This is a genomic window from Sphingobacterium sp. BIGb0116 (assembly GCF_024808035.1).
In the GTDB taxonomy this organism is placed as follows: domain Bacteria; phylum Bacteroidota; class Bacteroidia; order Sphingobacteriales; family Sphingobacteriaceae; genus Sphingobacterium; species Sphingobacterium paramultivorum.
Genome location: NZ_JANUDT010000002.1, coordinates 36,449 through 58,176 on the forward strand (window position 1 = coordinate 36,449; position 21,728 = coordinate 58,176).

The window sequence follows — 21,728 nt, forward strand, 5'->3', positions numbered from 1 at the left end:
TTAAGGTTTAGCTATTCTATTAATCATGCCCCTAAATATGAAGCCGTGAAAAGGCCATACGGCATACCAATAGAGCCTTCCGGCAAGGCCCAGGGGCCTAAAGGTCGCGGTCTGCAGCAGGATATTATCTTCGATTTTAAATTCTAGCCATGCTTCTCCAGGAAGTTTCATTTCGGCATAGAGCAGTAATCTTTTCGTGGTTCTATCGGCGATCAGTACGCGCCAAAAATCAAGTGCATCACCTGCAGCCAGATCGCTTTTATTTTTTCGCCCTCTCCGCATACCCACTCCGCCGACCAATTGATCCATGAATCCACGGATTTTCCAGAGCCAGTTGCCATAATACCAACCAGAATTTCCTCCAATGGACCAGATTTTGGTCAATGATGCTTCACTATTGTGGAGGGGAACCGAGCGGACATCCTTAAAGCAACCATAACTGGGCACTTCCAGCAGCCTGCTGAGGCCGCCCGATAAAATGTGACTGGTCTGTGCGTCTTTCCAGCTGGAAACCACATTGTCGCTTTCAATTTTTTGAAAAGCTAATTGGATGGATTGCCTGTAATTGATCAACGTAATACCGAGTTCGTCCGCTAAATTATTGGGTTTACAGATCACTTCTACTTTCATGCTATCGACCAGGTTTTTGGCCAGGTTATAGGACGTCGAGGTAACAAAATAGAGCCAGTAGGAGGAAAGCCGCGGCGTCATGAGCGGGATAACAAAGATTTGTCGCCTAAGTTTTCGTTCGGCAGCATATTGCAGCAGCATCTCTTTGTAGCTAAGGATGTCTGGCCCCCCGATATCATAGCTTTTGTTAAAGGTGTGCGGGTTGGCGATAACACCGATCATAAATTCGATCACGTTGCGTATGGCGATAGGCTGACATTTCGTCTGCAACCATTTGGGCGTAATCATAACCGGGAGTTTTTCCACAAGATCCCGAATAATCTCGAAAGATGCGCTTCCCGAGCCAACGATGATACCGGCCCGCAAGGTGGTGATCGGAATCCGTCCGCTGGCCAGGATGTTTTCAACGTTTCTTCTCGAGTCGAGATGCTTCGATAAGTGATCCGAATTAATAATTCCACTCAGATAAATGATCTGTTGCGCGCTGGTTTTTTCCATAAAGTTGCGGAAGTTGGTCGCACATTGCGCTTCCATTTGCTGGAAATCACCTGACTGCGTCGCCATGGAATGGATCAGGAAATAAGCAATATCAATTTCAAGTGTAATTTCTTTCAGACTTTCGTTATCCAGGAAATCGACTTCAACAACTTGAACATGCCCCGGAATTGCCGAGGTATCAAAACGATTCTTATCTCTTACACAACAAATAATTTCATGTCCCTGTTCTAACAACACAGGCAAAAGACGTTTTCCAATATACCCCGTGACTCCGGTCAATAGAATTTTCATAGCCTGATTTGTTAAGTTCAGCTGTTATTTACTGTATACAAATATACCAAAATGCAGCCTAATTTGTTTTTATTTGGTGTGTTTTTATTCTAATACAGCAAGGCGCACGCTATTGATCTTTTATTTCTTCAGTAAGCAAAACTTTAATTGCAACATCATGTGTACAGCGTTTTTGGCTCTGCCCTGGCTTCGGCCAGCTCCAGTGGGGGATAATAAAGGCGCACGAGAGCGTGCGCCTTACAGTTTATGAATGCAGTTTTTGACAAGCTGCTTTGGTGGAAACACTTAACTTCTGATTTCCCTTCGCATAAAAATGTAATAGGACCAGGCAAAACAAATCATCATGGCTGCACAGAGTCCACTGACCTGTGGCCAGACCATCAGAAAACTTTCCCGAAAGGAAAGCGGTGAGGGGATGGCACCGACCATCTGTTCCATGGAAATGGGACCTAAGCTGCGTACAGAGGGCATCAATAGGGTCGTGGTGGCATCGGTATAGAGCTGGCTCGGTGATAAGCGGAGCAGATTTAAGATGAGCTCATTATAGCCGATGTACTCCTGCTCCGAAATATAATTGGGGTTGGGCAAAAAGGGGCGTATTGCCAGATTGACCAGGATAGGAAAGAATACCGTAAAAAACAACCAGATGCCGATCGCGGTAAGTGCTGAGGTGGCCGGCTGGCGAAAGCGTATCGACAACAGGATGGAAAGGCTCAGCCAGAAGGCAACATAGAGCACACTGATCAAGGTAAAACCGAAGATACGCAGCAACTCCTGGGGTTCTATCCGGACACCTGTACTCAGGAGACCGCCGCCGATCATCAGCATGACCAGCGCAACAAATAATGTGCCCACCACGGCCAGTGGCGCCAGAAATTTGGCGAACAGCAGGTTGTCTCGGTAAATTGGCTGCGCCAGCAAACGGGTGAGTGTTCCGTTGTTGTATTCTGCATTGACGGCGTCAAAACCCAGGGCTATGCCTAGTAGTGGCGCTAGAAAGTTTAAAAAAACATGAAATGGCGGAATGGAATTATCCGTTGTGGTCAGTAGCTTGAGATAAAGAAATGACTGATCAGGATCGCGCATATTGCTGACAGCGTCTTTGAGCCCCATGGATGAAACATAGAGGGATGCGCCGAAAGTCAGTACGATGAGCAGGATCAGTATAATAAAACGCCAGCTGCGGATATGTGCCGCAATTTCTTTGCGGACCAACACCTGCATCGGAAAGGATGGCCGTTTATTGGTATCTTTTGAAGAAACCCTTGGATTTTTCATAGGCATTATCTGTAGTTATGCTGTTCTCAAAATATGTATTATAAATATCGTCGAGCTGGTAGTCGTTGCGGTTCACGGAAACGATATCAGCGCCATTGTTTACCAGCATGCGTACCACTATTGCTGTCATATCACTGTCTGTCTTTAGTTCGATCGTAAATCCGTTCACTTTAAGATTACGGAGTCCGGGCAGGGCCTTTAATGCTTCTTCAAACCGTTTGGGGTCGCCCTGGGCATGGTCAAGGGTAATGACGGTACTGATACCTTTCTGCTGCTGCAGGTTTTGGGCAAGGCTTTCGAGCGATCCTTCAACCAGTAATTTTCCGCCAACAAAAATACCCACCCGATCGCATACACGCTGCACCTGGTGGAGGTGGTGTGAAGAAAGCAGTACCGTTAGGTTATGCTCCCTGCTGAGCTGCTTGATGAGCTCAAGGAATTCGTCAACACCCTTGGGATCAATGCCCAGTGTAGGCTCATCAAGGATGGCAACCTCGGGAGCCTTGATCAGCACTTCGGCCAAGCCTAGACGTTGTTTCATACCGCGGGAAAAAGCGCCGGTTTTTTTATGCATTTCCCGTTCGAGCCCCACGACATGTAACATGTCTTTTGCAGAAGCTTGTGCATAGGATTCTGTGAGACCATTTAATCTGGCAATAAAGCTTAGGTTTTCCAGCGCTGTCATATCCGGGTAGAAACCTACGTTGTCGGGCAGGTAGCCGACTTTTCGTTTCACGGCGATCGGATTGCGCGTGGCATTATGGCCACAGACATAGGCTGTGCCGGAAGTGGGTTCGGTCAGGCCCAGCATCATGAGGATGCTGGTTGTCTTGCCGGCACCATTGGGGCCGAGCAGGCCAAAGATCTCTCCGGGATAAATGTGCAGGTCCAACTGATCTACGGCGGTTACTTTGCCATAGCTTTTTGTCAGGCCTGTCAATAGAATGATAGGATCCTTCATCATGATAATCTTTTTGTAGCGCCCTTATCTGCGGCCGTATTTGCGGATGAGAAAATACACCAAACCAATGGCCAATACAATGACAAGCATACCGATCCACCCAGAAAGCAAAGAAGTTTTCACAATCATACGGAATGAAATGTCGGCGCTGCTGTTGGATGATTTGATCTCAAATTTGGAAGCATAGTCACCGGCAATAGTTTTGTCGGGAACTTTTAGGTTGACTTTGACGTCAATAGATTTACCTGCTTCGAGCTGTTTGATGTTCGACGGATCGAAGCTTGCCTCCCATCGGCTGGGTAATTGGGACGTCAGTTCCAAGGTATTGAGCGGCAGGGTGCCCGTGTTTTTGACTTTAAGTAGAATTTCTTTGCTGCTACCAGATACGACTTCGTCACTTAGCCGCCCACTGGGGGTGGTCAACTCAAGGGCATAGGAGCCTTTGATGACTGCTTCGAGCTCAAGCTTTAAGGTATCGGTTGAGGATATAGCCCGTATCGGAATTTTATATTTATCGGGCTTGGCCGTGATCGGACAGCTGATTTCAATGCTGATTTCCTGTGCCTTATTGGGCTGCATCTGAAGGGAAGTCACTTGCGAGCCTTCTACGCGGTAGCTAATCTGCCATCCATCGGGCAGCTGGGCATTCAGGTTGTAGTTAACCAATTGAGCGGATCCGTTGGTCAAGGTCGTCGTATAACGAAAAGGTTCGTTGCTGGGGGCCTCAATATTGATGAGCCTCGCTTCGAAACCGGATTTGAGGGGCTTCAAGGCTTGCCCCGATAGATAGAAACTGTTAGCCAGCACAATAAGTGCGATAAGAAATGGCCTGAAAGAAAAACGTCGGTCTGTGTTTGTAATTAGTAATTCTGTTAACATGATCCAATAACTAAAATTTATATTTAAATAGAATATTAGCTTTTAAAAAATGTCGGTTTGGGTATCAGCTACCTTTTTGAAAAACCGCACCCAAATTAAAAATCAATTTGATAAAAATCAAGATTGAAATAAAAAAATAGTGTAAAAAAATTGTGTTTAAATGGTCTATAGACTGATAGCTTGTGTTGTATGCTAAAGTGCACTTCCGTCAGTCAAAGTTTACTGAGCGGAAGGTTTTCTTGATGATAATCTTGGTATTCTCGGCCAACTCATCCAGTGTACAGTGGATGGATCGTAATTGTGTCCTCTGAATCGTAGCGTCGCTCAGGAGAAGATTAATGCGAAGACGTCTGCTGTCTGAGGCTTCAAGCTCACCGCGCAGTTCATCAAACAGTTCATGAATAATCTTTTCGCAGCTTTTTTGGTCAAAACTGGCGATAGTGATATAATGTCCGTGGCTGTACATCTGTAATTCAATATAGTAATTCGACGTTTTCATAATCTTAGTATTAAAGACTGAAAAAATAGGTTAGCCTCCCGTGGAGGCTAACCAGTAAATTTGCTATTTGGATCTTTAGGATATTTCGATCATCCGCGGTTCTTTCTGTTTGGCTTCTTCTTTCTTCGGTATTGTCAATCGGAGCATACCATTCTCATAGCGTGCCTGAATATTGTCCTGATCGACAACCTCCTTCTGAAGTTCGAAGCTGCGTTGGAAAGATTGGTAGCTGAACTCCCGGCGTGTGTAGTTGTCGTGATGTTCCTCGTTTTGTTCTTCCTTAGCCGAGGATATGGTCAAGAGATTGCCGTCGAGTGTCACCTTAAAATCGCCTTTGGCCATGCCAGGTGCGGCGACCTCCACTTCGAAGCTTTCTGCGTTTTCCTTGATGTTGACTGCAGGAACGGTGGTACTTGTTGATGAGTAATTTTTGTTGTCCCAGTTTAAAAGCTCACGGTTAAAATTATCAAACATGGGCGAAAAAAGTGAAAAATTGTTCCAGTTTCTTTTTGCAAGTTTCATAGTAACCTCCTTTTAATGAAGTATAACAATAATTTAAATCTATCAGCCGGCCGACTGTATTAAAAATCTCACAAAAAAAGTACCGAGCTTAAAAAACTGAAATTTTTGCAGCAAAACTGTCAAATTTTACCTGATAAATTGACAGAAAAGATAGACGCTCTGTACAACATATCGAAAATTTGGTGGAATCTACCAACTTCTATGGCACATAAAGGCCATAGGGAAGGGACAAAGAAATGAAGCGACGCACTAATAACTAGGTTATTTTGACAAGGCCTCCAGCACTTTTAAATGCGATCTAAATGCTGTCCAGAAGCTCCGAAACTCGTTGTATTGTATTTTATATTCCTTGCAGGTCTGCTTCACAATCCTATTGAGCGCAGGATAATGAACATGGCTGATCTTTGGAAAAAGGTGATGTTCAACCTGAAAATTGAGACCGCCAAGCAACCAGGTAAGTACCTTGCTGCCCGTAGCAAAATTTGCGGTGGACTGAATCTGATGAATCATCCATTCTTCTTCGACCTTTGACTGGTCAATGGTTTTGAATTCGGTTTCTTCCACCACATGGGCCAGCTGGAATACTGTGGCCAGACTCATACCACACACCGTACCAGAAATCAGCAAACCGATAAGTGTGGGCAGCCACCCGACGAAAATGATCGGAATAATGACAAATAAGCTGAAGTGAATTAGCTTACTGACCCAAAAAATAATACGCTCTTTGACCGGAAAATGAAATTGCTCAGTTTTATGTCCCATGCGCCCACGGAAATATTTCTCATAATCCTGATAAAAGATCCACGCTAAATAGGAGATTCCATAGAGCAGCGGAAAATAAAAACGCTGATAGCGATGGTGTTTCCGAAGTTTCTGGTCGTGGTGTATACGCATAAACTTTACTTCGATATCGTGATCTTCGCCATCGATATTTGTATAGGTGTGGTGTGCAATATTATGTTTGAGCTTCCAAAAGTAGATATTGCCGCCCAGAAGATTGAGCGAGTAGGAGAGCACAGTGTTCAGGTTTTTATTGTCTGAAAAAGAATTGTGCCCAGCATCGTGCATAATGTTAAAACCAATCGCAGCGAGGTTAGCTCCGAAAATGATACATAATGCTATTGCAATACTCCAATGCAAAGGTGCGAATACCAGAAGGAGATACAATACCGCAAAGCTGATCAGGAGGATAGCGGCTTTCAGATAAATCTTACGATTCCCGGTTCTTGGCTGAAGTGAATTTTGAAAATAGTTATTGATTTTTTGTTTTAACGTTTTGGAGAACAATGTATTTACATTGCTGAATTTTACAGACTGGGACATTTGGATTTTTACTCGAGAAATATGCTTAATTTTTATTACGTTCGATCTTGAGCGATAGAACAATGTAAATATACGCTATAAAATTTGAAAGATCGCGGTAGTAAAGTTAAAGATTGTTAAAGGTCATTCTGCCATCCTTGATTTCCCATGGCCGGGAAGATACACCTTTTGAATTTTTGAAGCCTCCGGTATTTATTCCGCGCCGACATATCCTGCTTCCTAATTAACTATTCCATATCAATTTGCCGGAGCGCAGGTTTCTTTAAATGTAACACACAATTCGCACTAAAATTTATTTTATACTGTTTTGTCAGTTAAACGATTGTCTGAACGCTAAAGGTGAAAAATTGGTTTTTTTCTTAAACAGTTTATTGAAGGATTGTGGATGTTCAAAACCGAGCTTATAGGCAATTTCGGCCACGGAAAGGCTTGTCGCCGTGAGTTGTTCCTTGGCTTCTTCAATTAACTTGTCGTGAATGTGCTGCTGTGTGTTTTTACCGGTAACTGAACGTAGTAAATCGCTTAAATAGCGTGCTGATACATGGAGGCTTTCGGCTAAATACTCTACGGTTGGAAGCCCTTGTTTTAAAGTTTCTTCGCTGTCGAAATAATCGTCCAGCAATTTTTCCAATTGGGTCAGCAGCGCATGGTTAACGGCTTTCCGAGTAATGAATTGACGCTCATAGAAACGGTTGCTGTATTGCAAGAGCATATCAATTTGCGACAAAATAATGTCTTGGGTATGCTTGTCAATATGCTGATATTCTTGTTCGATTTTAAGAAAAATTTCTATAATGTCTTTTTCTTCGCGTTCGGAGAGATGTAATGCTTCGTTAAGCGCATACGAAAAGAAATTGTAGTTTTTTATTTTAGTGGCCAGGGGGTGGGTATACAAGAAATCAGGATGGAATAGCAGCATGTAACCTTTTCCGCATTCGACATTCATCTTTCTGATTTCGGCAATCGTCAACGATTGAATCTGCTTGGGCGCAATAAAGTTCATTGTTCCTTTGTCGAAATCGTAATATTGTTGGCCGTACTTTATTTTTGCAGTAACATCTTTTTTCAGCGAAATACTGTAGAAATTCACGTAGAACTGCTCCCAGATGTCGCTTTCATCGGGTTTTATTCCAGCTACATCAATTACACTGACGAGCGGGTGTAATGGGGCCGGCAAGGACAATTGCCGATGAAATTCGGATATGGAATTGATACTATGCATCCTTTTTTTGTTATACAAATTTACAAAAAACAACTGCCTCGCAAGGCAGTTGCTGATTTAAAAAATTAGGCCTCAAATTGTTTCGCGATTTCTTGCCTGAAGGCTTCTTTTCCGATTTGTAATCGTCTTTCATAGAGTGCATGTGCATCTTCGCCTGCCAGATAACGTACCTGATCTTTATTGTCCGTGGCGGCTTCATACACCACTTGGGCAATTTGCTCGGCAGTGGATGCATTTTGCATCATCAGACCCATTTGTTCGAACAGTTTGTCTTCGATGTCCTGATAGTCGGAAGTTCGGTTTAGATCCAAAGAACGACCTGCAAAATCTGTCGCTATTCCTCCCGGAGCAACTGTTTTGATGGCTATTCCAAATTTTTTCAGTTCAAAGGACATGCTTTCGCTCCAGCCCTCCAGGGCGAATTTTGTCGCATGATACATGGAATTTAGCGGGAATCCCATAAATCCACCAATCGATGTGGTCGAGATAAATAAACCACTTTTCTGTGCCTTAAAATGGGGAATAAAGGCTTGTGTAACCCGCAATACACCCAATAGATTCGTGTCGATTTGACGAAGTATTTTTTCGTCGCTCAACGTTTCAAAGGCACCCATTAACCCATAACCTGCATTATTGAAAACGACATCAATGTTACTTATAGCGATTGCTTTTGCTACAGTTTCTTTGATCTGGGCAGCATCGGTAACATCTAATTTTAATAGCCTGATGTTTTCGATCCCGGTAAGTTCGGTTTCATTTTCGGGATTACGCATGGTTGCGATCACATTCCAACCCGCCTGTTGAAATAATTTGGCAGTTGCTTTTCCCAAACCGGAAGAAGCCCCTGTAATGAAAATTGTCTTTTGCATGCTGTTATTGTTTGATTCCATACCACAAATGTCTAAAGAAGGCATCGGATACCTGTTGCCAAATTGAGCTTGATTGTAGCCAAAATGACGAAATCAAAATGTGTGAAAAAAATCATCGCCAATGGAGCGGAAAATTCATCGACTTTGGCACGATTATTTGTTGATATTCGTTATAAAAATAATGCAATGTTAAGCTGATTTTTGCTCGATTTTATACTTTTTATCGTATTCGTATTGGCGTAATTGCTGTATTTTAAAAATTTTAGAAGATCTATATTTATGCAAGGCACAATTGACGGGATAAGCGGGGAACCACATCGTTCACAGGTGTTCCGTTTAACTTACAAAGGACAGGATTATCAGCTGGTGTTGTTGAAAAAATCTTTATCAAAGCTCGATACGGAATTGCCAATTTCGCTTGATGGAATTGATCAAAAAATCGTAAAAAAAGGCGACCACTGGTTTTTTGAAAACAGGCATTCAGATCAGCATTTTGCGACAGAAATCTGGCGCAATTTATCGCTTCGATATCGCCTCTAAGATCAAAAGTCTGCTGTATGGTGGCCCGCAGCTCAATATACAGCAGATTTTAAGGATGCTATCTTAGCTTGTAGCCATCTTCCGTCTAAACTCCAATGGTGAGAGCTCCGTTTTCTTTTTGAATAAACGATTGAGTGACTGCGGTTGTTCAAAACCCAGCTGATAGGCAATTTCGGCAACGGAAAGCTCCGACCTGGACAGCAGATCTTTCGCTTTTTCAATGAGCTTATGTTGGATATGGTTCTGCGCACTTTCACCGGTTTGCAACCGTAATAAATCGCTTAAATAGTTTTTCGACATATTCAGCCGCTCAGCAAAGTAACCCACCTGCGGCAAACCCTTGTGTTCGGTTTCGGCTTCAAAATACTGATCCAGCAATTGTTCAAACCGGCTTACCAAGCGCACATTGTGTACCTTCCGTGTAATAAACTGCCGGTTATAAAACCGCTGCGAATACACCAGCACCAGTTCGATGAAACTGACAATGGCATCCTGGCTATAGCGGTCGATCGGACTGTCATATTCGCTTAAAATCCCTTTTCCGATATTTCGGATCTGCTCTTTCTCCCGGTCGGACAGAAAAAGTGCTTCGTTGACTTCGTAATCGAAAAAACTGTAGCTGCCGATTTTGTTTGCCAGGTCATAGGTGCGGATAAAGTCGGGATGGAAAACAAGGGAATAGCCTACTTCGGCATGGGCAGTATCGGCATCAACACTGATCGTCTGCCCGGGTTTAAAGAAAGTCATCAGGCCTTCCCGGAAGTCGTACTGATGTGGGCCATACCCCAATACGCATTGCGCATCTTCTTTGATGGAAATACAGTACAGGTTGAGCTGAAAGGTGGTCTCGACCGTTGGATGTATATGCTTGTTTTTGGAGAAATCCGTGATGCTAAAAAGCGGATGCTGCGGTTTGGGCAACCGTAGCGCTTCATGATAGTCAGCGATACTATTGATCCTGATCAGTACGGGTTCTTTCTTTGACATGCTTTTTTTGCCTGTTAAATGATAGACTAATTTAAGTAAAATGCCATGCGCTTTCTGCTCGCATGGCATTTATATTTTTTAAGATTGCAGCGGAATACTTACATCGCGGGATCCGGTATCCAGTCCGACCGGCAGAATAGCCTCAATGCGTTGCAGCTCTTCGGCGGTCAATAGAATGTCTGTAGCTGCGATATTCTGCTCCACATAGCGCACTCTTTTTGTCCCTGGTATCGGCACGATTCCTTTTTGGATCAGCCAGGCAAGGGCCAGCTGCGACGAGGTAACGTCTTTTTCTTTTCCAATCTGTTCGAGTTCACGCACCAGATCGAGGTTTTTATAAAACTGCTCGCCCTGAAACCTCGGGATAAGCCTGCGGAAATCATCTTCGGGGATATCGTCCGGCGACTTGATCTCACCCGTGATAAATCCACGGCCCAAAGGGGAGTAGGCGACCAGGCCTATACCCAGCTCCTGTGTCAGATCGTATACGCCATTGGTCTCCACCTCGCGTCCGAATAGGGAGATTTCATTCTGCACAGCCGTGATCGGGAACGTCGCATGTGCCTTGCGGATCTGCTCGGCACTGACTTCCGAAATGCCCAGGTACCTGACCTTGCCCGCTGTGACCAGCTCGCCCATGGCACCTACGGTTTCCTCAATGGGTATGCTGGGGTCGGGGCGGTGCATATAATAGAGGTCAATCACATCGGTATCGAGGTTTTTCAGCGAGCGCTCGATAGACTTTCGGATATAATCTGGCCGACCATTGATACGCCAGGTCACCTGGTCGTTATCATCAATCTCAAAGCCGAACTTGCTGGCGAGGATATAGTCGTTGCGCTTGCCGCGTATGGCCCTGGAGATCAACCTTTCGTTTTCAAAGGGTCCATACAGATCGGCCGTATCCAAAAAGTTGCCACCCAGTTCCAACGATCGGTGGATGGTAGCTATGGATTCTTTTTCGTCGGCCTTGCCGTAGATATCGCCAGTGGACGCAAAACTGCTCATCCCCATACAGCCTAAGCCGATCATTGGAATTTCAAGTCCCTGCGTGCCTAATTTTCTTGTTTTCATCTGCTTCTTATTTTTGTTACCCAAAATTACGAAGCAGAGCCTGCAGCATGCTTACCCCAATTACGGAAACTTGTAACCGAATTACGGATCTAATCGCTAATTAAGCTACCCTGAATTTATCGTTATAAGCATCTTCCAGGTACTGTCCCAACGTTCTTGTCCGTTCGGTATCAATGGTACTGATGTACCGATGAAACATCTGCTCGGTACTGTGACCTGTAGCTTCCATCAATAGCGGAGTAGGGATTTTACCGTAAAAATTCGAGGCAAAGCTTCTTCTTCCGATGTGGCTCGTGATCGCTTCCCATTTTTGGACAAACATTTCTACCGCCCGGAAGCCCTTTCTTTTGCGGACTTTGACGAGGCTATTGATACCGGCAAGTTCCGCGACTTCTTTGATCTGCAGATTATACTTTTGCGCAGTAAGCTTCTCGGGAAATACGTTTAAATTGCCCGACAATATGGTCAATGGTACCGGATGTAAAGGCAGCAGAATTTCTTTTTGCGTTTTCTGCTGGACAAATGAGATACAGGGTTTTCCCTTGATTATCTCGAGGTTCTGGATATCAAAATTCATGAAATCTGAAATGCGCTGGCCGGTGTAGCAGCTGATGATCAGCCAGTCCCGGGCTGCCTGTAGTCTTGGAGGGACATCCGTTTCCTTGAGTTTTACCAGTTCATCCTCACTGAGGGTGACAAATAGATTAACTTTCTTTTCCTTGGGAAGTTCAAGTTCATAAACGTAGGTTCTGACGCCTCTTTTCTCCAAAAAATTGAGCACCGTGCGGACAAAATGTATGGTGCGGCCGATCGTACTTTTATTGTATTCTTCCAGCTCGCCAAATTCAAGGAACTCTTTGACAAAGGATGCATTGACTTCGTGCAGTAAAAGGTGTCTTTTGCGATGGCCTTCAAATCGCTCAAGCAAATGGAGGAATACCCGGTAACGCTTGGAAGTCGGTTCGGAAATAAGGTGGGCACGGCTCCGGATATAAGCTTCCACATAATCTAGAAGGCTGTTGGCGGGGCGACAAGTCTTTGTGCCATCACAATTTTCTTTTATGATCTTGCGGAGTTTGATATGCGAAATTTTGCTGTTTTTTACCGCCACATTACTCAGGTATTCGGCGATTCCGATTTTTAGCCTATCGAGCTTGGCATTTAAATTTTTATTTTTTTTGAGGTAAATATTGTGGGGTCGCTGTTTTTCAAAATCCCATAAATCCGGACAAATTTTAAGGGGAGTATTGATCACATGTTCCGTCTGAGAATCATCAAGGATCGTGAGGGATATTGTTGAAAAAGGGGAGGAATATAGCAGCGTAAATTTGAAGTTTATCATTGGACTTGAATCTAATTTTCTGAAAATAAATATATAAGTTTTCCAGAGAAGTCCAATTCAGACTACAGTTCCAATAATCAAATGTAACTATTTTACCTTACAAAAAATAATCTAATAAATATTATTAAAAACTACACCTTAATCGCTATTCATTTCATGACAAATCCTATTCAGACAGATAATTTCATTTTTTTATCCTTTATGAATCAGTTAATTAAAAAAAGTTGTAGTCTGAATTGGACTACAGTACTATGTAACTAACGCATATATTTCAAACTTAAACAGAATCGGAAATGAAGGATCAATTAAAGGCCAAACGAGAATATATAACACCTGTAATTCATGCAACCAGCGTGGAGATGGAGAATGCTTTCGGGGCTATACAGATTACTTTCGTACCAGAAACTGAACAGGACTATTTGCCATTGGATATTTTGCAGAAGGGAGAAGATGGGAACTGAGATTGGAAGAAAAATAAAAATAGCATTTGTGGACGATAGTCTCTTTCAGCGGACGCTCATGAAAATAGTGCTTGTCAACAATGAAACATTTGATCTACGTTTTAATTGCAGCAACGGACTGGAGCTCCTGAAAAAACTCGAAAGTACCGCCGAGCTGCCCGACGTATGCCTTGCGGATCTTAATATGCCTGTAATGGATGGACATGAGGCCGCTCTTCATATCCGCGATCGGTTTCCATCGATTAAAGTATTCGGGTATACGACCACAGATAATATCACCGAACTTGAACGGTTTAAGGCCAACGGTGCACTTTTCATTTTCAGTAAAACCAACCTGAGAATGACATTGGACGAAATTAAATATTGGCTTGATGATGACATCCGATCTCCATTAAGCAAAGGATAGATACATAGCATAGCTCATTTATGGACAGTAAAGCGGCTGAATTTGAAATTATACCTTTAAAGGAATGGCAGCAGCAGCGGTTTCCCTACTGGTATCATGGTCAGGATCTTTTCACTATCCTGATACCATTTGACGACATTGAGATCCGCCTGGAGAATGATTCTTTTTGCATGGAAGGCAATACGCTCATTTTTATTGGTCCGGCGAAAGATTTTACCCTCAGGGGATCGGGCACTTCGAACGGGTATCTGATCCGCTTTACTTCACGGTTTTACGAAAGGTCGGCCCTGGATAGGACATTGATCAATTCGGGATTATTTTTTGACAGTGAAAGATTGCTCAAGGCCGTTAAAAGCCGGATAAAACAGGAAGAGATGAAGATGCAGATTATCGGAAATATCCAAGGTTATCAATCAAGAAACGCCGCGGTGACTTCGCTGATCGTGCACAACTTCATCGAGTCGGTCCTTTTACAAGGGATATGGGAAACAGATTTCGATAAGGAACTCAGCAGGGGTAGGGACAGTACGGTGCAGGGATTGGCCAACCGTTTTTCCATACTCGTACACAAACATTATAAAGAAAATTGCAACGTCAAATTCTATGCAGACAAACTACATATTACGCCAAGAAAGCTAACGAATCTATGTACAGAAGTCTGGAATAAAACGGCAAAGAATGCCATTATCGACATCGTTTTGAAAGAGGCGCTGCGCTATATTGAAAATACGGATCTTTCTATTTCCCAGATCTCCTATGAAATGGGGTTTTCAGAAGAGTCCAATTTTCGGCATTTCATCAAAAAACATTCGGGTTCCAATCCACTGCAATACCGTGGAAGAATGCGAAAGGCCAGCGGTCCATATGCGCATTAGCAGCTGTTTTTTTGTGCGGATTCGTGTAAAAAAATACTGGAACGAATCCCTTCGCCCCAGTGTCCATTAATATTATATTAAATAACAACCCGCAAAAAAGTTGTTATCCAAAAGTAGGGCGATAAAAGGTGTGAAAGTATGTGAATAGCGGCATTAAACGTGTAAAAAGTGGAAACCGAAAGGAGTGTGGGGGTATGTATAGCGGATCGAAGAAAATGAGATTGGGGCGAGAAAGTAGGGGCTGATTCGGTATTTAATAGAATACTTTAAAATAAATTAAATTATGGAAAAATTTGAAGATCAATGGCAGGATGGTGATGCGGATGTGGGACGTAAGATTAGAGAAGCCACATTAAATGATGAAGAGATCGGCCGATTAAGGGAGAAGCTCAAATCACTTCTGGGAAAATTTGCCGAGCATAAGTTGGTCGAAGGTGAGCTGCATCCATTCTTTAGGGATCAGAAGGTTCAGGATGAATACGATCATACGGTTCTTCTGATCGAAAAGAGACATGCCGAGATAAAAGGGCTGTTTTCTGTTAAAGATAACTGAAGCTTTTTTAAACGATTTCAATCTTACTCTTGTCTTTCTATCAATCCATTTGATGGATAAATAGTTAGAAAAGACCGGCACATCTTTGAGGTTTCTGGTCTATTCGTTCTAAAATAACCTGTCGATCTATGGGCTCGGCAAGATTGAGAACTTAACAAGCAAGATTGAAAAAGTAAAAAGACAACCTATGAACGGATTGAATAAAAATATGCTGGGCGGATTGATCGGTGCACTCGTCCTCAATATAGTGCACAGCGCTGCCAAAAGATTTGATTCCCAGTCGCCCGAAGTAGATAAAGTGGGTGAGGAGGCGATGAAGAAAACAGTACGCTTCGCCGGATTTAAACCACCCCAAGGTAATACGCTGGTAGCAGCTACATTTGGCGCCGATGTGGCCTCAAATACCATGTTATATACGCTTATCGGCTATGGCGGTCAGAAAAATAGGCTGCTGAAAGGAGCCTTGCTCGGTACTGTGGTAGGGCTCGCAACATTGACTATTCCGGAACAGGCCGGACTCGATGCCAAACCCATAAAAAAGACCAATCGTACGAAGTTAATGACGGTTGCCTGGTATGTTATCGGTGGTATTGCAGCCGGACTGGCCATGAAAGCGATGGAAAAACGCTAAGTTTTTTATAGCTCGGGCTTTGATACACCTTTTTAGGTACTATACGCTACACGGCTACGGTTCAACGGTAGTTAGCTGCTGTGCGGTAGCGCCATTTTATTGAACTGATTAGCCAACTGTTGCGAATATGAATTAATATCCAGCGGATTGTAAATGTGATTAGCTAAATATTTATCAAGAGCAGAAAACAACTGACAAAAAGTGTAATTTACATTAATATCAGGTCTCAAGATCAGATTTTAATCGTTTTGAAATCGCTAAATTAAAACAATCATGATGAGAAAATATGTTGGTATAATGCTCTTTTTTATTGCAGCAGCGGGTAGCCTACATGGGCAAACGCTGACGACGAAATTGATCCCGATGCGTTTAGCTGCAAGTTTTGACCGCGTAAAAGAGGGCATCCCCGATATGTCCGGTCAGTTTGTCGACAGCAAAATTAAAATCACAGCGCTGGGAAGTACAGATTCGACTGCCCGTTTTGAAATCGAGGAGCAGGGGATAAGCATTGAAACGGTTGTGGATAACGAAAAAGAGTACCATAAATTGGTCACGACTGCGGCAAAAGATGTTTCCAAACCAAGTATTCATATGCTGTATACGTACTCGTTAAAGAATAAAAAATTGAAAGTACCGCCGCCAAGAAAAGTCTTTTTCTCTCCGGAGTATGGGGTAATCTGGACTTTGACGTTAAAAAAAATAGCAGAAAAGGAAACCGAAGTTGTACTTAACTACAAATCACTATCGCCTGCATTTGCCGAGAAAATCGAAAGTGAATTTGAAAGCGACAGCTATTACAGCCACAAAATCGTAAAAATCGACGTCAATGATAAGCGAATGAATCACCTGATCAAGGAGATTTTGATCAATCAGATGCATGTCGACAGGGATTATCCGGCGCCAACCTATCCCGCGCGCAATTAATCATTCCACATGAATTGAATTTTATCTATGGCTATTCCATTTCTTTACCCATGATAAAGTGTGTAAACCTTTATTTTATGTAATTTCTTTGCCGCTAACTGGGTAGCCGGATCGGCTCCCTGCGCCATAATTTGTGTATACGATAGTTTAAATGCAGTTTATTCTTTCAGTATGGCACTATTTGTGTGAATGTATTTGAACGATATTTCCATATTTTTTGATTTATTTTTACACAATTAGTTAATTATGATGCGCAACGATCAGTTTTTGCTGCCGATACTTGATATGTCTCCCTTGGCAACTGCTATATACAGCAGCCCCGATCTACATATAGCCTACGTCAATAAGTCTATGCTAGAAACCTGGCGAGCTGATAGCAGTATAGTCGGCAAAACGTTTTGTTCATGTTTTCCGAGTTTTCATAAAGAAGGATTTTCATCCATATTGAAAAATGTTTGGAAGACGGGAATCACGTACACAGCAAAGGATACTCCAGCAGATATTGTCTGTGGAAATCAAGTTGTAAAGCGCTATTTTGATTTTGAATACAAAGCTCTCCTGGATGATAATGGGAATACCTATGGCATTCTTCATTCTTCCTGGGACGTGACCGAGCGAAAGCTAGCTTATGACATTGCCGAAAGTCAAAATGAGCAGCTGATCTTTAATAGAAAGCTTGATGCTTTTGCAAATACGTTATCTCATGATTTAAAAAATCCATTGTCAGTTCTAAAATTGGGAAATCATTTTTTGAGCAGAAACATTAACCTGCCACAAGATGTTAACCAAAAATGGTTTGAAAACATGAACATGGCTATACAGAATATCGAATCTATACTTGATAAAAAACTCCAGCTAAATAAAATAAGAGACCACAAACCTGTGATAGAGTACTTGGAGATGGATAAAAGAATGATGGAATGGACGGAAGAAGTCAAGTTGATATATCCAAATTCGCAGGTGAAATTTAAATTGGGAAAGCTTCTCGCACTGCGTACAGATGCCAATGCTGTTTATCAGATATTTTTTAACCTTATTTCAAATGCCATAAAATATGCGGCACAGACAGCCGATGATTATCTTCATATCTACAGTGAGGAGACAAGTAAAGGAATTGTATACTATCTGGAAGACAATGGCGTCAGTATTCCCGATGTAAACCTTAATCTGGAGTTTATGGCCCATGAAAGATTACATCTCCAACCCGATCAGGTTTCAGGAATAGGCCTTCCTCTGGTAAAAGAGCTTATCGAGCGTTTAGGTGGATCTATTAATATTTCCAGTAAAATAGGGACAGGAACCGTTGTTCGTTTATTTTTTCCTACAATGCAACTCAACTGAAGTTTGTAAGGATTGTAGGTTAGCCGTGAATTTATATCTACCCTTAATTTGGTTAGAAATATCCACGATTCAACTACAACTGACCGCTCGTAGATGTGGAACTTTGTCCTGTTACATTTAAACTAATTTTAACATGCAGACAAATGAAATAGAAGTAGCCCTAGTTACAGGCGCCAATACGGGTGTTGGTTTTCAGATTGCCAAAGCTCTTGCTGAAAATGGATATCATGTGTTTGTTGGGTCAAGAGATTTAGAAAAAGGAAAGGATGCCGCCAATCAGATAGGAGGTGAAGCGCATGCCATTCAGCTGGATATTACCGACAATAATTCAATCAGGAATGCTGTCAGTAAAATAGAAAATGAGTTTGGGTACCTTACTTTGCTGGTCAATAATGCGGCGATTTCAAACGCAGGGATCCCCGGTCGTACGATGTGGGAAATTCTGAGTGCGCAGAAGGCAAGCGTCACATCCATAGCTGAAATGCGCCAGGTTTGGGAAACCAATGTCTTTGGCACGCTTGCCATAACACAGGCCTTGTTGCCCTTACTTCGGAATGCAAAACAATCTAGAATAGTAACCGTTTCAAGTTCTCTAGGCTCACTAACCCTGAATGCGGATCCGGACAATGCATTTCGTAGTGGATTTGATGCCGTATATGGCGCTTCGAAAACCGCTTTAAATGGTGTTTTCCTTTCTTTAGCAAATGAATTGGAAAATACCAATGTTAAGGTACATCTGGTAAGTCCGGGTTTTACAGCGACAGCCCTGAATAACTTTGAAGGTACAGATACAGTGGAAGAAGGCTCACTTGAGCCGATACGCGTGGCACTGGCGGAAGATATACCCAATGGAAGCTTTACGGGACCGGCTACCTATCGCACAGAACAAGGCGGTCAAGTGCCGTGGTAGAATTACACAAAGGAAGACCTTTAGCTACAAGCTAGAGGTTTTTTTATAAATTTAGTGTATGAAAAAGAAAGAGGATAAGTTAAAACGCTTTATATCTATATCCGAGAGTCACGAAGCTTTTGGCCTACCAAAACCGCAGCATCCCCTGATTAGCCTGGTCCATTTCAATCAGGATAATCCATTCAATACCGCTATGGCTCCAATATACGATGTCCTGAGTTTCTACAAGATAACTTTTATAACAAAAAACAGCGGAAAACTCAAGTACGGCAGGGGGTACTATGATTTTAATGAAGGAAGTATGCTTTTCTTTGCGCCCAATCAATTGGTGGGCAGCACAGAATATAATAGGGATACCTATGCTTATCTGCTGCTGATCCATCCTGACTTTTTTCTGGGTTCCGCTTTAGCCCATAAAATTAGGAAGTACGGCTATTTTTCCTATTCTGTGAATGAAGCGTTACATCTATCTGATCAGGAAAGAGAAACGATGATAGCGATCTTGAATTTCATGAAAAATGAACTTGACAATCGGATAGACGAATTTAGCCAAGAAGTCATTATATCGCAGGTGGAGTTAATGCTGAGCTACGTCAACCGGTTTTACAAGCGGCAGTTCATTACGCGAAGAAATATAAACAATGATATTCTAATGAAGGCAGAAGCGCTGTTGGATGATTATCTGGATCATGATCATTCGGTAATTCAGGGAGTTCCAACGGTCCATTTTCTTTCGGAGCAGTTGAATGTGTCTGCGGGTTATCTAAGCGATATGCTACGCTCGCTCATTGGCCAGAGCACGCAGCAGTATATCCACCATAAACTTATTGAGCGGGCAAAAGAGAAATTATCAACGACACAACTTACCGTAAATGAAATTGCTTACGAACTGGGTTTTGAGCATGCACAAAGTTTCAGCAAACTGTTCAAAAAGAAAACGGCTCAGACGCCACTGGAATTTAGAGGGATGTTTAAGTCAAAGGAAGAAGTTGAGTAATTAAGCACCATAATCTTGGTCTACAAGATATAAAACACACTAGACACTTTTACTTTATTAAAACAAACACTTTATGCGCTATGCGTGTTTTAAAATGCATAAAATCACAAACAAATGACTACAGAAATTAAAAACAGAATAAAAGAAGTATTCGAAAAACAGAAAGACTTTTTCGGCACGCAAGCAACGAAGGAAATCACATTCCGTAAAAGACAGTTGCAAAATTTCCGTAAAGTTTTTGCGAGTTATACGGATGCGATCTGTGAAGCAGTGAATATCGATCTTGGAAAAAGCAGGGCAGAAGCAGAGTACGTCGAAGTTCAGATTGTTCTCGATGAACTCGACGATATGATCGAAAATATGGAAGAATGGGCAAAACCAACCTATGTCAAATCAAAACCGCATGCTTCGGGAGCGGAAGTCATCAGTAAGTACATTTATGAGCCCTACGGTGTAAACTATATCATAGGTCCCTTTAATTACCCGGTGCAGTTGACTTTTAGTCCGCTGATCGGTGCCCTGATGGCCGGAAATACGGCTATCATCAAACCTTCTGAAAACACGCCCCATGTTGCCCAGGTTATTGAAGATATTGTTAGCGAAGCTTTTGATGAAAAATATGTTGCCGTTTTTCAGGGCGCTATTGAAGAAAATACCTATCTATTGAGCCTTCCTTTTGATTACATCTTTTTTACGGGAAGTCCGAATGTTGGCAAAATTGTCATGAAAGCCGCTGCCGAACAACTGATTCCGCTTACACTGGAACTGGGGGGGAAATCCCCAACGATCGTGCACCATGATGCGGACATCGAAAAAGCAGTTCAGCGCATTTCTGCCGGCAAATGGATCAATTGCGGACAGACCTGTGTTGCTCCGGATTACGTTTATGTGCATGAATCTGTGAAGGGCGCCTTTATCGAACAGTTAAAATCTTATCTTAAAGCTACATACAACGACGAATCTTTAGGGAAAATCGGCAAGATTGTAAGCCAGCATCAGATCGGGAATTTAGCGGGATACCTGGATGCCGCTCCCGAAAAAGTTATTTATGGGGGAAAATATGATTTGGAAACGCGCCATTTTGAAGCAACTTTGATGGACGATGTCAACTGGAATGATGCGGTGATGCAGCAGGAAATTTTTGGTCCGATCCTTCCTATTTTAGCTTACAGCAATATTGATGAAGTACTGAAAGAGATCAATAGCAGACCCAAACCATTGGCGCTGTACGTGTTTTCTGAAAGTCAACAATTTGCAGATGATGTGATCGCAAGAACCACCAGTGGCGATGCGGAGATCAATAGTACATTGATCCACGTCGGATCGCATTACCTTCCTTTCGGTGGCGTAGGTGCTTCGGGAATGGGAAAATATCACGGCAGATTCAGTCTGGAAAACTTTAGTCACCAGCGTTCGATCCTGCAGGTAAAATAGCGATAATTTACGCAATGGCTATAATTTACGCACACAATTAATCAATTAATCAGGGGCCACCTCAACGGGTGGTCCTTTTTTTTGATATTTCCGGACGTTATATTTCCGTTTCATCCTCAGATCGGGTTAGTTAACTGTTTAATCCTCAGATCAGATTAGTTAAGTGTTTAATGAAAATCACTTCGACCGAGCTACTCTTTCTAGCTATCGAAGCATATGGATTGATAACCACGGGACTACCTGCTATTTTGATAAGTGTGATAGCATTGTGAAACCCTGTT

The 21,728-nt window shown here is 42.6% G+C and carries 23 protein-coding genes; 11 read left to right on the forward strand and 12 right to left on the reverse strand.

What is annotated here, in order from left to right; genetic code table 11:
• From M2419_RS06455 to M2419_RS06495, 9 genes are all read right to left on the reverse strand, one after another.
• Nucleotides 1–1,419 carry an SDR family oxidoreductase gene (locus M2419_RS06455; protein WP_259254575.1) on the reverse strand — a complete coding sequence of 473 codons (1,419 nt, stop codon included), beginning with the start codon at nucleotides 1,417–1,419 and terminating at the stop codon, nucleotides 1–3.
• 285 nt (nucleotides 1,420–1,704) lie between these two features.
• Nucleotides 1,705–2,697 carry an ABC transporter permease gene (locus M2419_RS06460; RefSeq protein ID WP_259254577.1) on the reverse strand — a complete coding sequence of 331 codons (993 nt, stop codon included), beginning with the start codon at nucleotides 2,695–2,697 and terminating at the stop codon, nucleotides 1,705–1,707.
• Nucleotides 2,660–3,661: an ABC transporter ATP-binding protein gene (locus M2419_RS06465; RefSeq protein WP_310441216.1), complete on the reverse strand. Its 1,002-nt coding sequence runs from the start codon at nucleotides 3,659–3,661 to the stop codon at nucleotides 2,660–2,662. The genes M2419_RS06460 and M2419_RS06465 overlap by 38 nt, the downstream gene beginning before the upstream one ends.
• A gap of 21 nt (nucleotides 3,662–3,682) precedes the next feature.
• A complete protein-coding gene (locus tag M2419_RS06470) occupies nucleotides 3,683–4,537 on the reverse strand; it encodes an NEW3 domain-containing protein (protein WP_088161807.1) in 855 nt (284 codons plus the stop codon).
• Between the two features lie 208 nt (nucleotides 4,538–4,745).
• Nucleotides 4,746–5,036 carry a hypothetical protein gene (locus M2419_RS06475; protein ID WP_182331784.1) on the reverse strand — a complete coding sequence of 97 codons (291 nt, stop codon included), beginning with the start codon at nucleotides 5,034–5,036 and terminating at the stop codon, nucleotides 4,746–4,748.
• Between the two features lie 75 nt (nucleotides 5,037–5,111).
• On the reverse strand, nucleotides 5,112–5,558 hold the full coding sequence (locus tag M2419_RS06480; protein ID WP_153848215.1) for an Hsp20/alpha crystallin family protein: 447 nt from the start codon (nucleotides 5,556–5,558) through the stop codon (nucleotides 5,112–5,114).
• 261 nt (nucleotides 5,559–5,819) lie between these two features.
• Nucleotides 5,820–6,881 carry an acyl-CoA desaturase gene (locus M2419_RS06485; protein ID WP_182331786.1) on the reverse strand — a complete coding sequence of 354 codons (1,062 nt, stop codon included), beginning with the start codon at nucleotides 6,879–6,881 and terminating at the stop codon, nucleotides 5,820–5,822.
• Between the two features lie 310 nt (nucleotides 6,882–7,191).
• Nucleotides 7,192–8,103, reverse strand: a complete 912-nt coding sequence (locus M2419_RS06490; protein WP_259254578.1) for an AraC family transcriptional regulator — start codon at nucleotides 8,101–8,103, stop codon at nucleotides 7,192–7,194.
• A gap of 65 nt (nucleotides 8,104–8,168) precedes the next feature.
• Entirely contained in the window at nucleotides 8,169–8,972 is an 804-nt protein-coding gene (locus tag M2419_RS06495) for an SDR family oxidoreductase (protein ID WP_075994843.1), read from the reverse strand.
• A 279-nt stretch (nucleotides 8,973–9,251) separates the two neighbouring features.
• On the opposite strand from M2419_RS06495, the gene M2419_RS06500 reads away from it, so the two are divergent.
• Entirely contained in the window at nucleotides 9,252–9,512 is a 261-nt protein-coding gene (locus tag M2419_RS06500) for a hypothetical protein (protein WP_112376336.1), read from the forward strand.
• 63 nt (nucleotides 9,513–9,575) lie between these two features.
• Here the strand turns inward: M2419_RS06500 and M2419_RS06505 are convergent, their stop codons facing one another.
• From M2419_RS06505 to M2419_RS06515, 3 genes are all read right to left on the reverse strand, one after another.
• Entirely contained in the window at nucleotides 9,576–10,499 is a 924-nt protein-coding gene (locus tag M2419_RS06505; protein WP_259254580.1) for an AraC family transcriptional regulator, read from the reverse strand.
• Between the two features lie 78 nt (nucleotides 10,500–10,577).
• Nucleotides 10,578–11,573 carry an aldo/keto reductase gene (locus M2419_RS06510; RefSeq protein ID WP_259254581.1) on the reverse strand — a complete coding sequence of 332 codons (996 nt, stop codon included), beginning with the start codon at nucleotides 11,571–11,573 and terminating at the stop codon, nucleotides 10,578–10,580.
• Between the two features lie 100 nt (nucleotides 11,574–11,673).
• Nucleotides 11,674–12,915, reverse strand: coding sequence for a site-specific integrase (locus M2419_RS06515; RefSeq protein ID WP_259254583.1), 1,242 nt, complete (start codon nucleotides 12,913–12,915; stop codon nucleotides 11,674–11,676).
• Nucleotides 12,916–13,208: 293 nt separating this feature from the next.
• Here M2419_RS06515 and M2419_RS06520 point away from each other — a divergent pair, with 293 nt between their 5' ends.
• The 10 genes from M2419_RS06520 (at nucleotide 13,209) to mdlD (ending at nucleotide 21,447) form a co-directional block, all read left to right on the forward strand.
• Nucleotides 13,209–13,376 (forward strand): hypothetical protein, encoded by a 168-nt coding sequence (locus tag M2419_RS06520; protein ID WP_259254584.1) that lies wholly within the window; start codon nucleotides 13,209–13,211, stop codon nucleotides 13,374–13,376.
• Nucleotides 13,366–13,782 (forward strand): response regulator, encoded by a 417-nt coding sequence (locus M2419_RS06525; protein WP_153848205.1) that lies wholly within the window; start codon nucleotides 13,366–13,368, stop codon nucleotides 13,780–13,782. The genes M2419_RS06520 and M2419_RS06525 overlap by 11 nt, the downstream gene beginning before the upstream one ends.
• Before the next feature lie 20 nt (nucleotides 13,783–13,802).
• Nucleotides 13,803–14,657, forward strand: coding sequence for a helix-turn-helix domain-containing protein (locus tag M2419_RS06530; RefSeq protein ID WP_153848204.1), 855 nt, complete (start codon nucleotides 13,803–13,805; stop codon nucleotides 14,655–14,657).
• 283 nt (nucleotides 14,658–14,940) lie between these two features.
• Nucleotides 14,941–15,210, forward strand: coding sequence for a hypothetical protein (locus M2419_RS06535; protein ID WP_153848203.1), 270 nt, complete (start codon nucleotides 14,941–14,943; stop codon nucleotides 15,208–15,210).
• Nucleotides 15,211–15,397: 187 nt separating this feature from the next.
• Nucleotides 15,398–15,841, forward strand: coding sequence for a hypothetical protein (locus tag M2419_RS06540; RefSeq protein WP_153848202.1), 444 nt, complete (start codon nucleotides 15,398–15,400; stop codon nucleotides 15,839–15,841).
• 273 nt (nucleotides 15,842–16,114) lie between these two features.
• Nucleotides 16,115–16,765, forward strand: a complete 651-nt coding sequence (locus M2419_RS06545; RefSeq protein WP_153848201.1) for a transcriptional regulator — start codon at nucleotides 16,115–16,117, stop codon at nucleotides 16,763–16,765.
• Nucleotides 16,766–17,011: 246 nt separating this feature from the next.
• The gene (locus M2419_RS06550) at nucleotides 17,012–18,106 is read left to right on the forward strand and encodes a PAS domain-containing sensor histidine kinase (RefSeq protein ID WP_259254585.1); all 1,095 of its coding nucleotides are present in this window, start codon (nucleotides 17,012–17,014) and stop codon (nucleotides 18,104–18,106) included.
• 133 nt (nucleotides 18,107–18,239) lie between these two features.
• The gene (locus tag M2419_RS06555; RefSeq protein WP_153848199.1) at nucleotides 18,240–19,016 is read left to right on the forward strand and encodes an SDR family NAD(P)-dependent oxidoreductase; all 777 of its coding nucleotides are present in this window, start codon (nucleotides 18,240–18,242) and stop codon (nucleotides 19,014–19,016) included.
• 58 nt (nucleotides 19,017–19,074) lie between these two features.
• Complete coding sequence (locus tag M2419_RS06560; protein ID WP_259254587.1) at nucleotides 19,075–20,013, forward strand: AraC family transcriptional regulator; 939 nt, start codon at nucleotides 19,075–19,077, stop codon at nucleotides 20,011–20,013.
• 114 nt (nucleotides 20,014–20,127) lie between these two features.
• A complete protein-coding gene (gene mdlD, locus M2419_RS06565) occupies nucleotides 20,128–21,447 on the forward strand; it encodes an NAD(P)-dependent benzaldehyde dehydrogenase MdlD (protein ID WP_153848196.1) in 1,320 nt (439 codons plus the stop codon).
• The last annotated feature ends 281 nt before the right edge of the window (nucleotides 21,448–21,728 follow it).

Excerpts from the sequence above, each read along its gene's own strand:
- M2419_RS06455 (WP_259254575.1), bottom strand. The coding sequence starts at position 1,419 with ATGAAAATTCTATTGACCGGAGTCACGGGGTATATTGGAAAACGTCTT.
- M2419_RS06460 (WP_259254577.1), bottom strand. The coding sequence starts at position 2,697 with ATGAAAAATCCAAGGGTTTCTTCAAAAGATACCAATAAACGGCCATCC.
- M2419_RS06465 (WP_310441216.1), bottom strand. The coding sequence starts at position 3,661 with ATGATGAAGGATCCTATCATTCTATTGACAGGCCTGACAAAAAGCTAT.
- M2419_RS06470 (WP_088161807.1), bottom strand. The coding sequence starts at position 4,537 with ATGTTAACAGAATTACTAATTACAAACACAGACCGACGTTTTTCTTTC.
- M2419_RS06475 (WP_182331784.1), bottom strand. The coding sequence starts at position 5,036 with ATGAAAACGTCGAATTACTATATTGAATTACAGATGTACAGCCACGGA.
- M2419_RS06480 (WP_153848215.1), bottom strand. The coding sequence starts at position 5,558 with ATGAAACTTGCAAAAAGAAACTGGAACAATTTTTCACTTTTTTCGCCC.
- M2419_RS06485 (WP_182331786.1), bottom strand. The coding sequence starts at position 6,881 with ATGTCCCAGTCTGTAAAATTCAGCAATGTAAATACATTGTTCTCCAAA.
- M2419_RS06490 (WP_259254578.1), bottom strand. The coding sequence starts at position 8,103 with ATGCATAGTATCAATTCCATATCCGAATTTCATCGGCAATTGTCCTTG.
- M2419_RS06495 (WP_075994843.1), bottom strand. The coding sequence starts at position 8,972 with ATGCAAAAGACAATTTTCATTACAGGGGCTTCTTCCGGTTTGGGAAAA.
- M2419_RS06500 (WP_112376336.1), top strand. The coding sequence starts at position 9,252 with ATGCAAGGCACAATTGACGGGATAAGCGGGGAACCACATCGTTCACAG.
- M2419_RS06505 (WP_259254580.1), bottom strand. The coding sequence starts at position 10,499 with ATGTCAAAGAAAGAACCCGTACTGATCAGGATCAATAGTATCGCTGAC.
- M2419_RS06510 (WP_259254581.1), bottom strand. The coding sequence starts at position 11,573 with ATGAAAACAAGAAAATTAGGCACGCAGGGACTTGAAATTCCAATGATC.
- M2419_RS06515 (WP_259254583.1), bottom strand. The coding sequence starts at position 12,915 with ATGATAAACTTCAAATTTACGCTGCTATATTCCTCCCCTTTTTCAACA.
- M2419_RS06520 (WP_259254584.1), top strand. The coding sequence starts at position 13,209 with ATGAAGGATCAATTAAAGGCCAAACGAGAATATATAACACCTGTAATT.
- M2419_RS06525 (WP_153848205.1), top strand. The coding sequence starts at position 13,366 with ATGGGAACTGAGATTGGAAGAAAAATAAAAATAGCATTTGTGGACGAT.
- M2419_RS06530 (WP_153848204.1), top strand. The coding sequence starts at position 13,803 with ATGGACAGTAAAGCGGCTGAATTTGAAATTATACCTTTAAAGGAATGG.
- M2419_RS06535 (WP_153848203.1), top strand. The coding sequence starts at position 14,941 with ATGGAAAAATTTGAAGATCAATGGCAGGATGGTGATGCGGATGTGGGA.
- M2419_RS06540 (WP_153848202.1), top strand. The coding sequence starts at position 15,398 with ATGAACGGATTGAATAAAAATATGCTGGGCGGATTGATCGGTGCACTC.
- M2419_RS06545 (WP_153848201.1), top strand. The coding sequence starts at position 16,115 with ATGATGAGAAAATATGTTGGTATAATGCTCTTTTTTATTGCAGCAGCG.
- M2419_RS06550 (WP_259254585.1), top strand. The coding sequence starts at position 17,012 with ATGATGCGCAACGATCAGTTTTTGCTGCCGATACTTGATATGTCTCCC.
- M2419_RS06555 (WP_153848199.1), top strand. The coding sequence starts at position 18,240 with ATGCAGACAAATGAAATAGAAGTAGCCCTAGTTACAGGCGCCAATACG.
- M2419_RS06560 (WP_259254587.1), top strand. The coding sequence starts at position 19,075 with ATGAAAAAGAAAGAGGATAAGTTAAAACGCTTTATATCTATATCCGAG.
- mdlD (WP_153848196.1), top strand. The coding sequence starts at position 20,128 with ATGACTACAGAAATTAAAAACAGAATAAAAGAAGTATTCGAAAAACAG.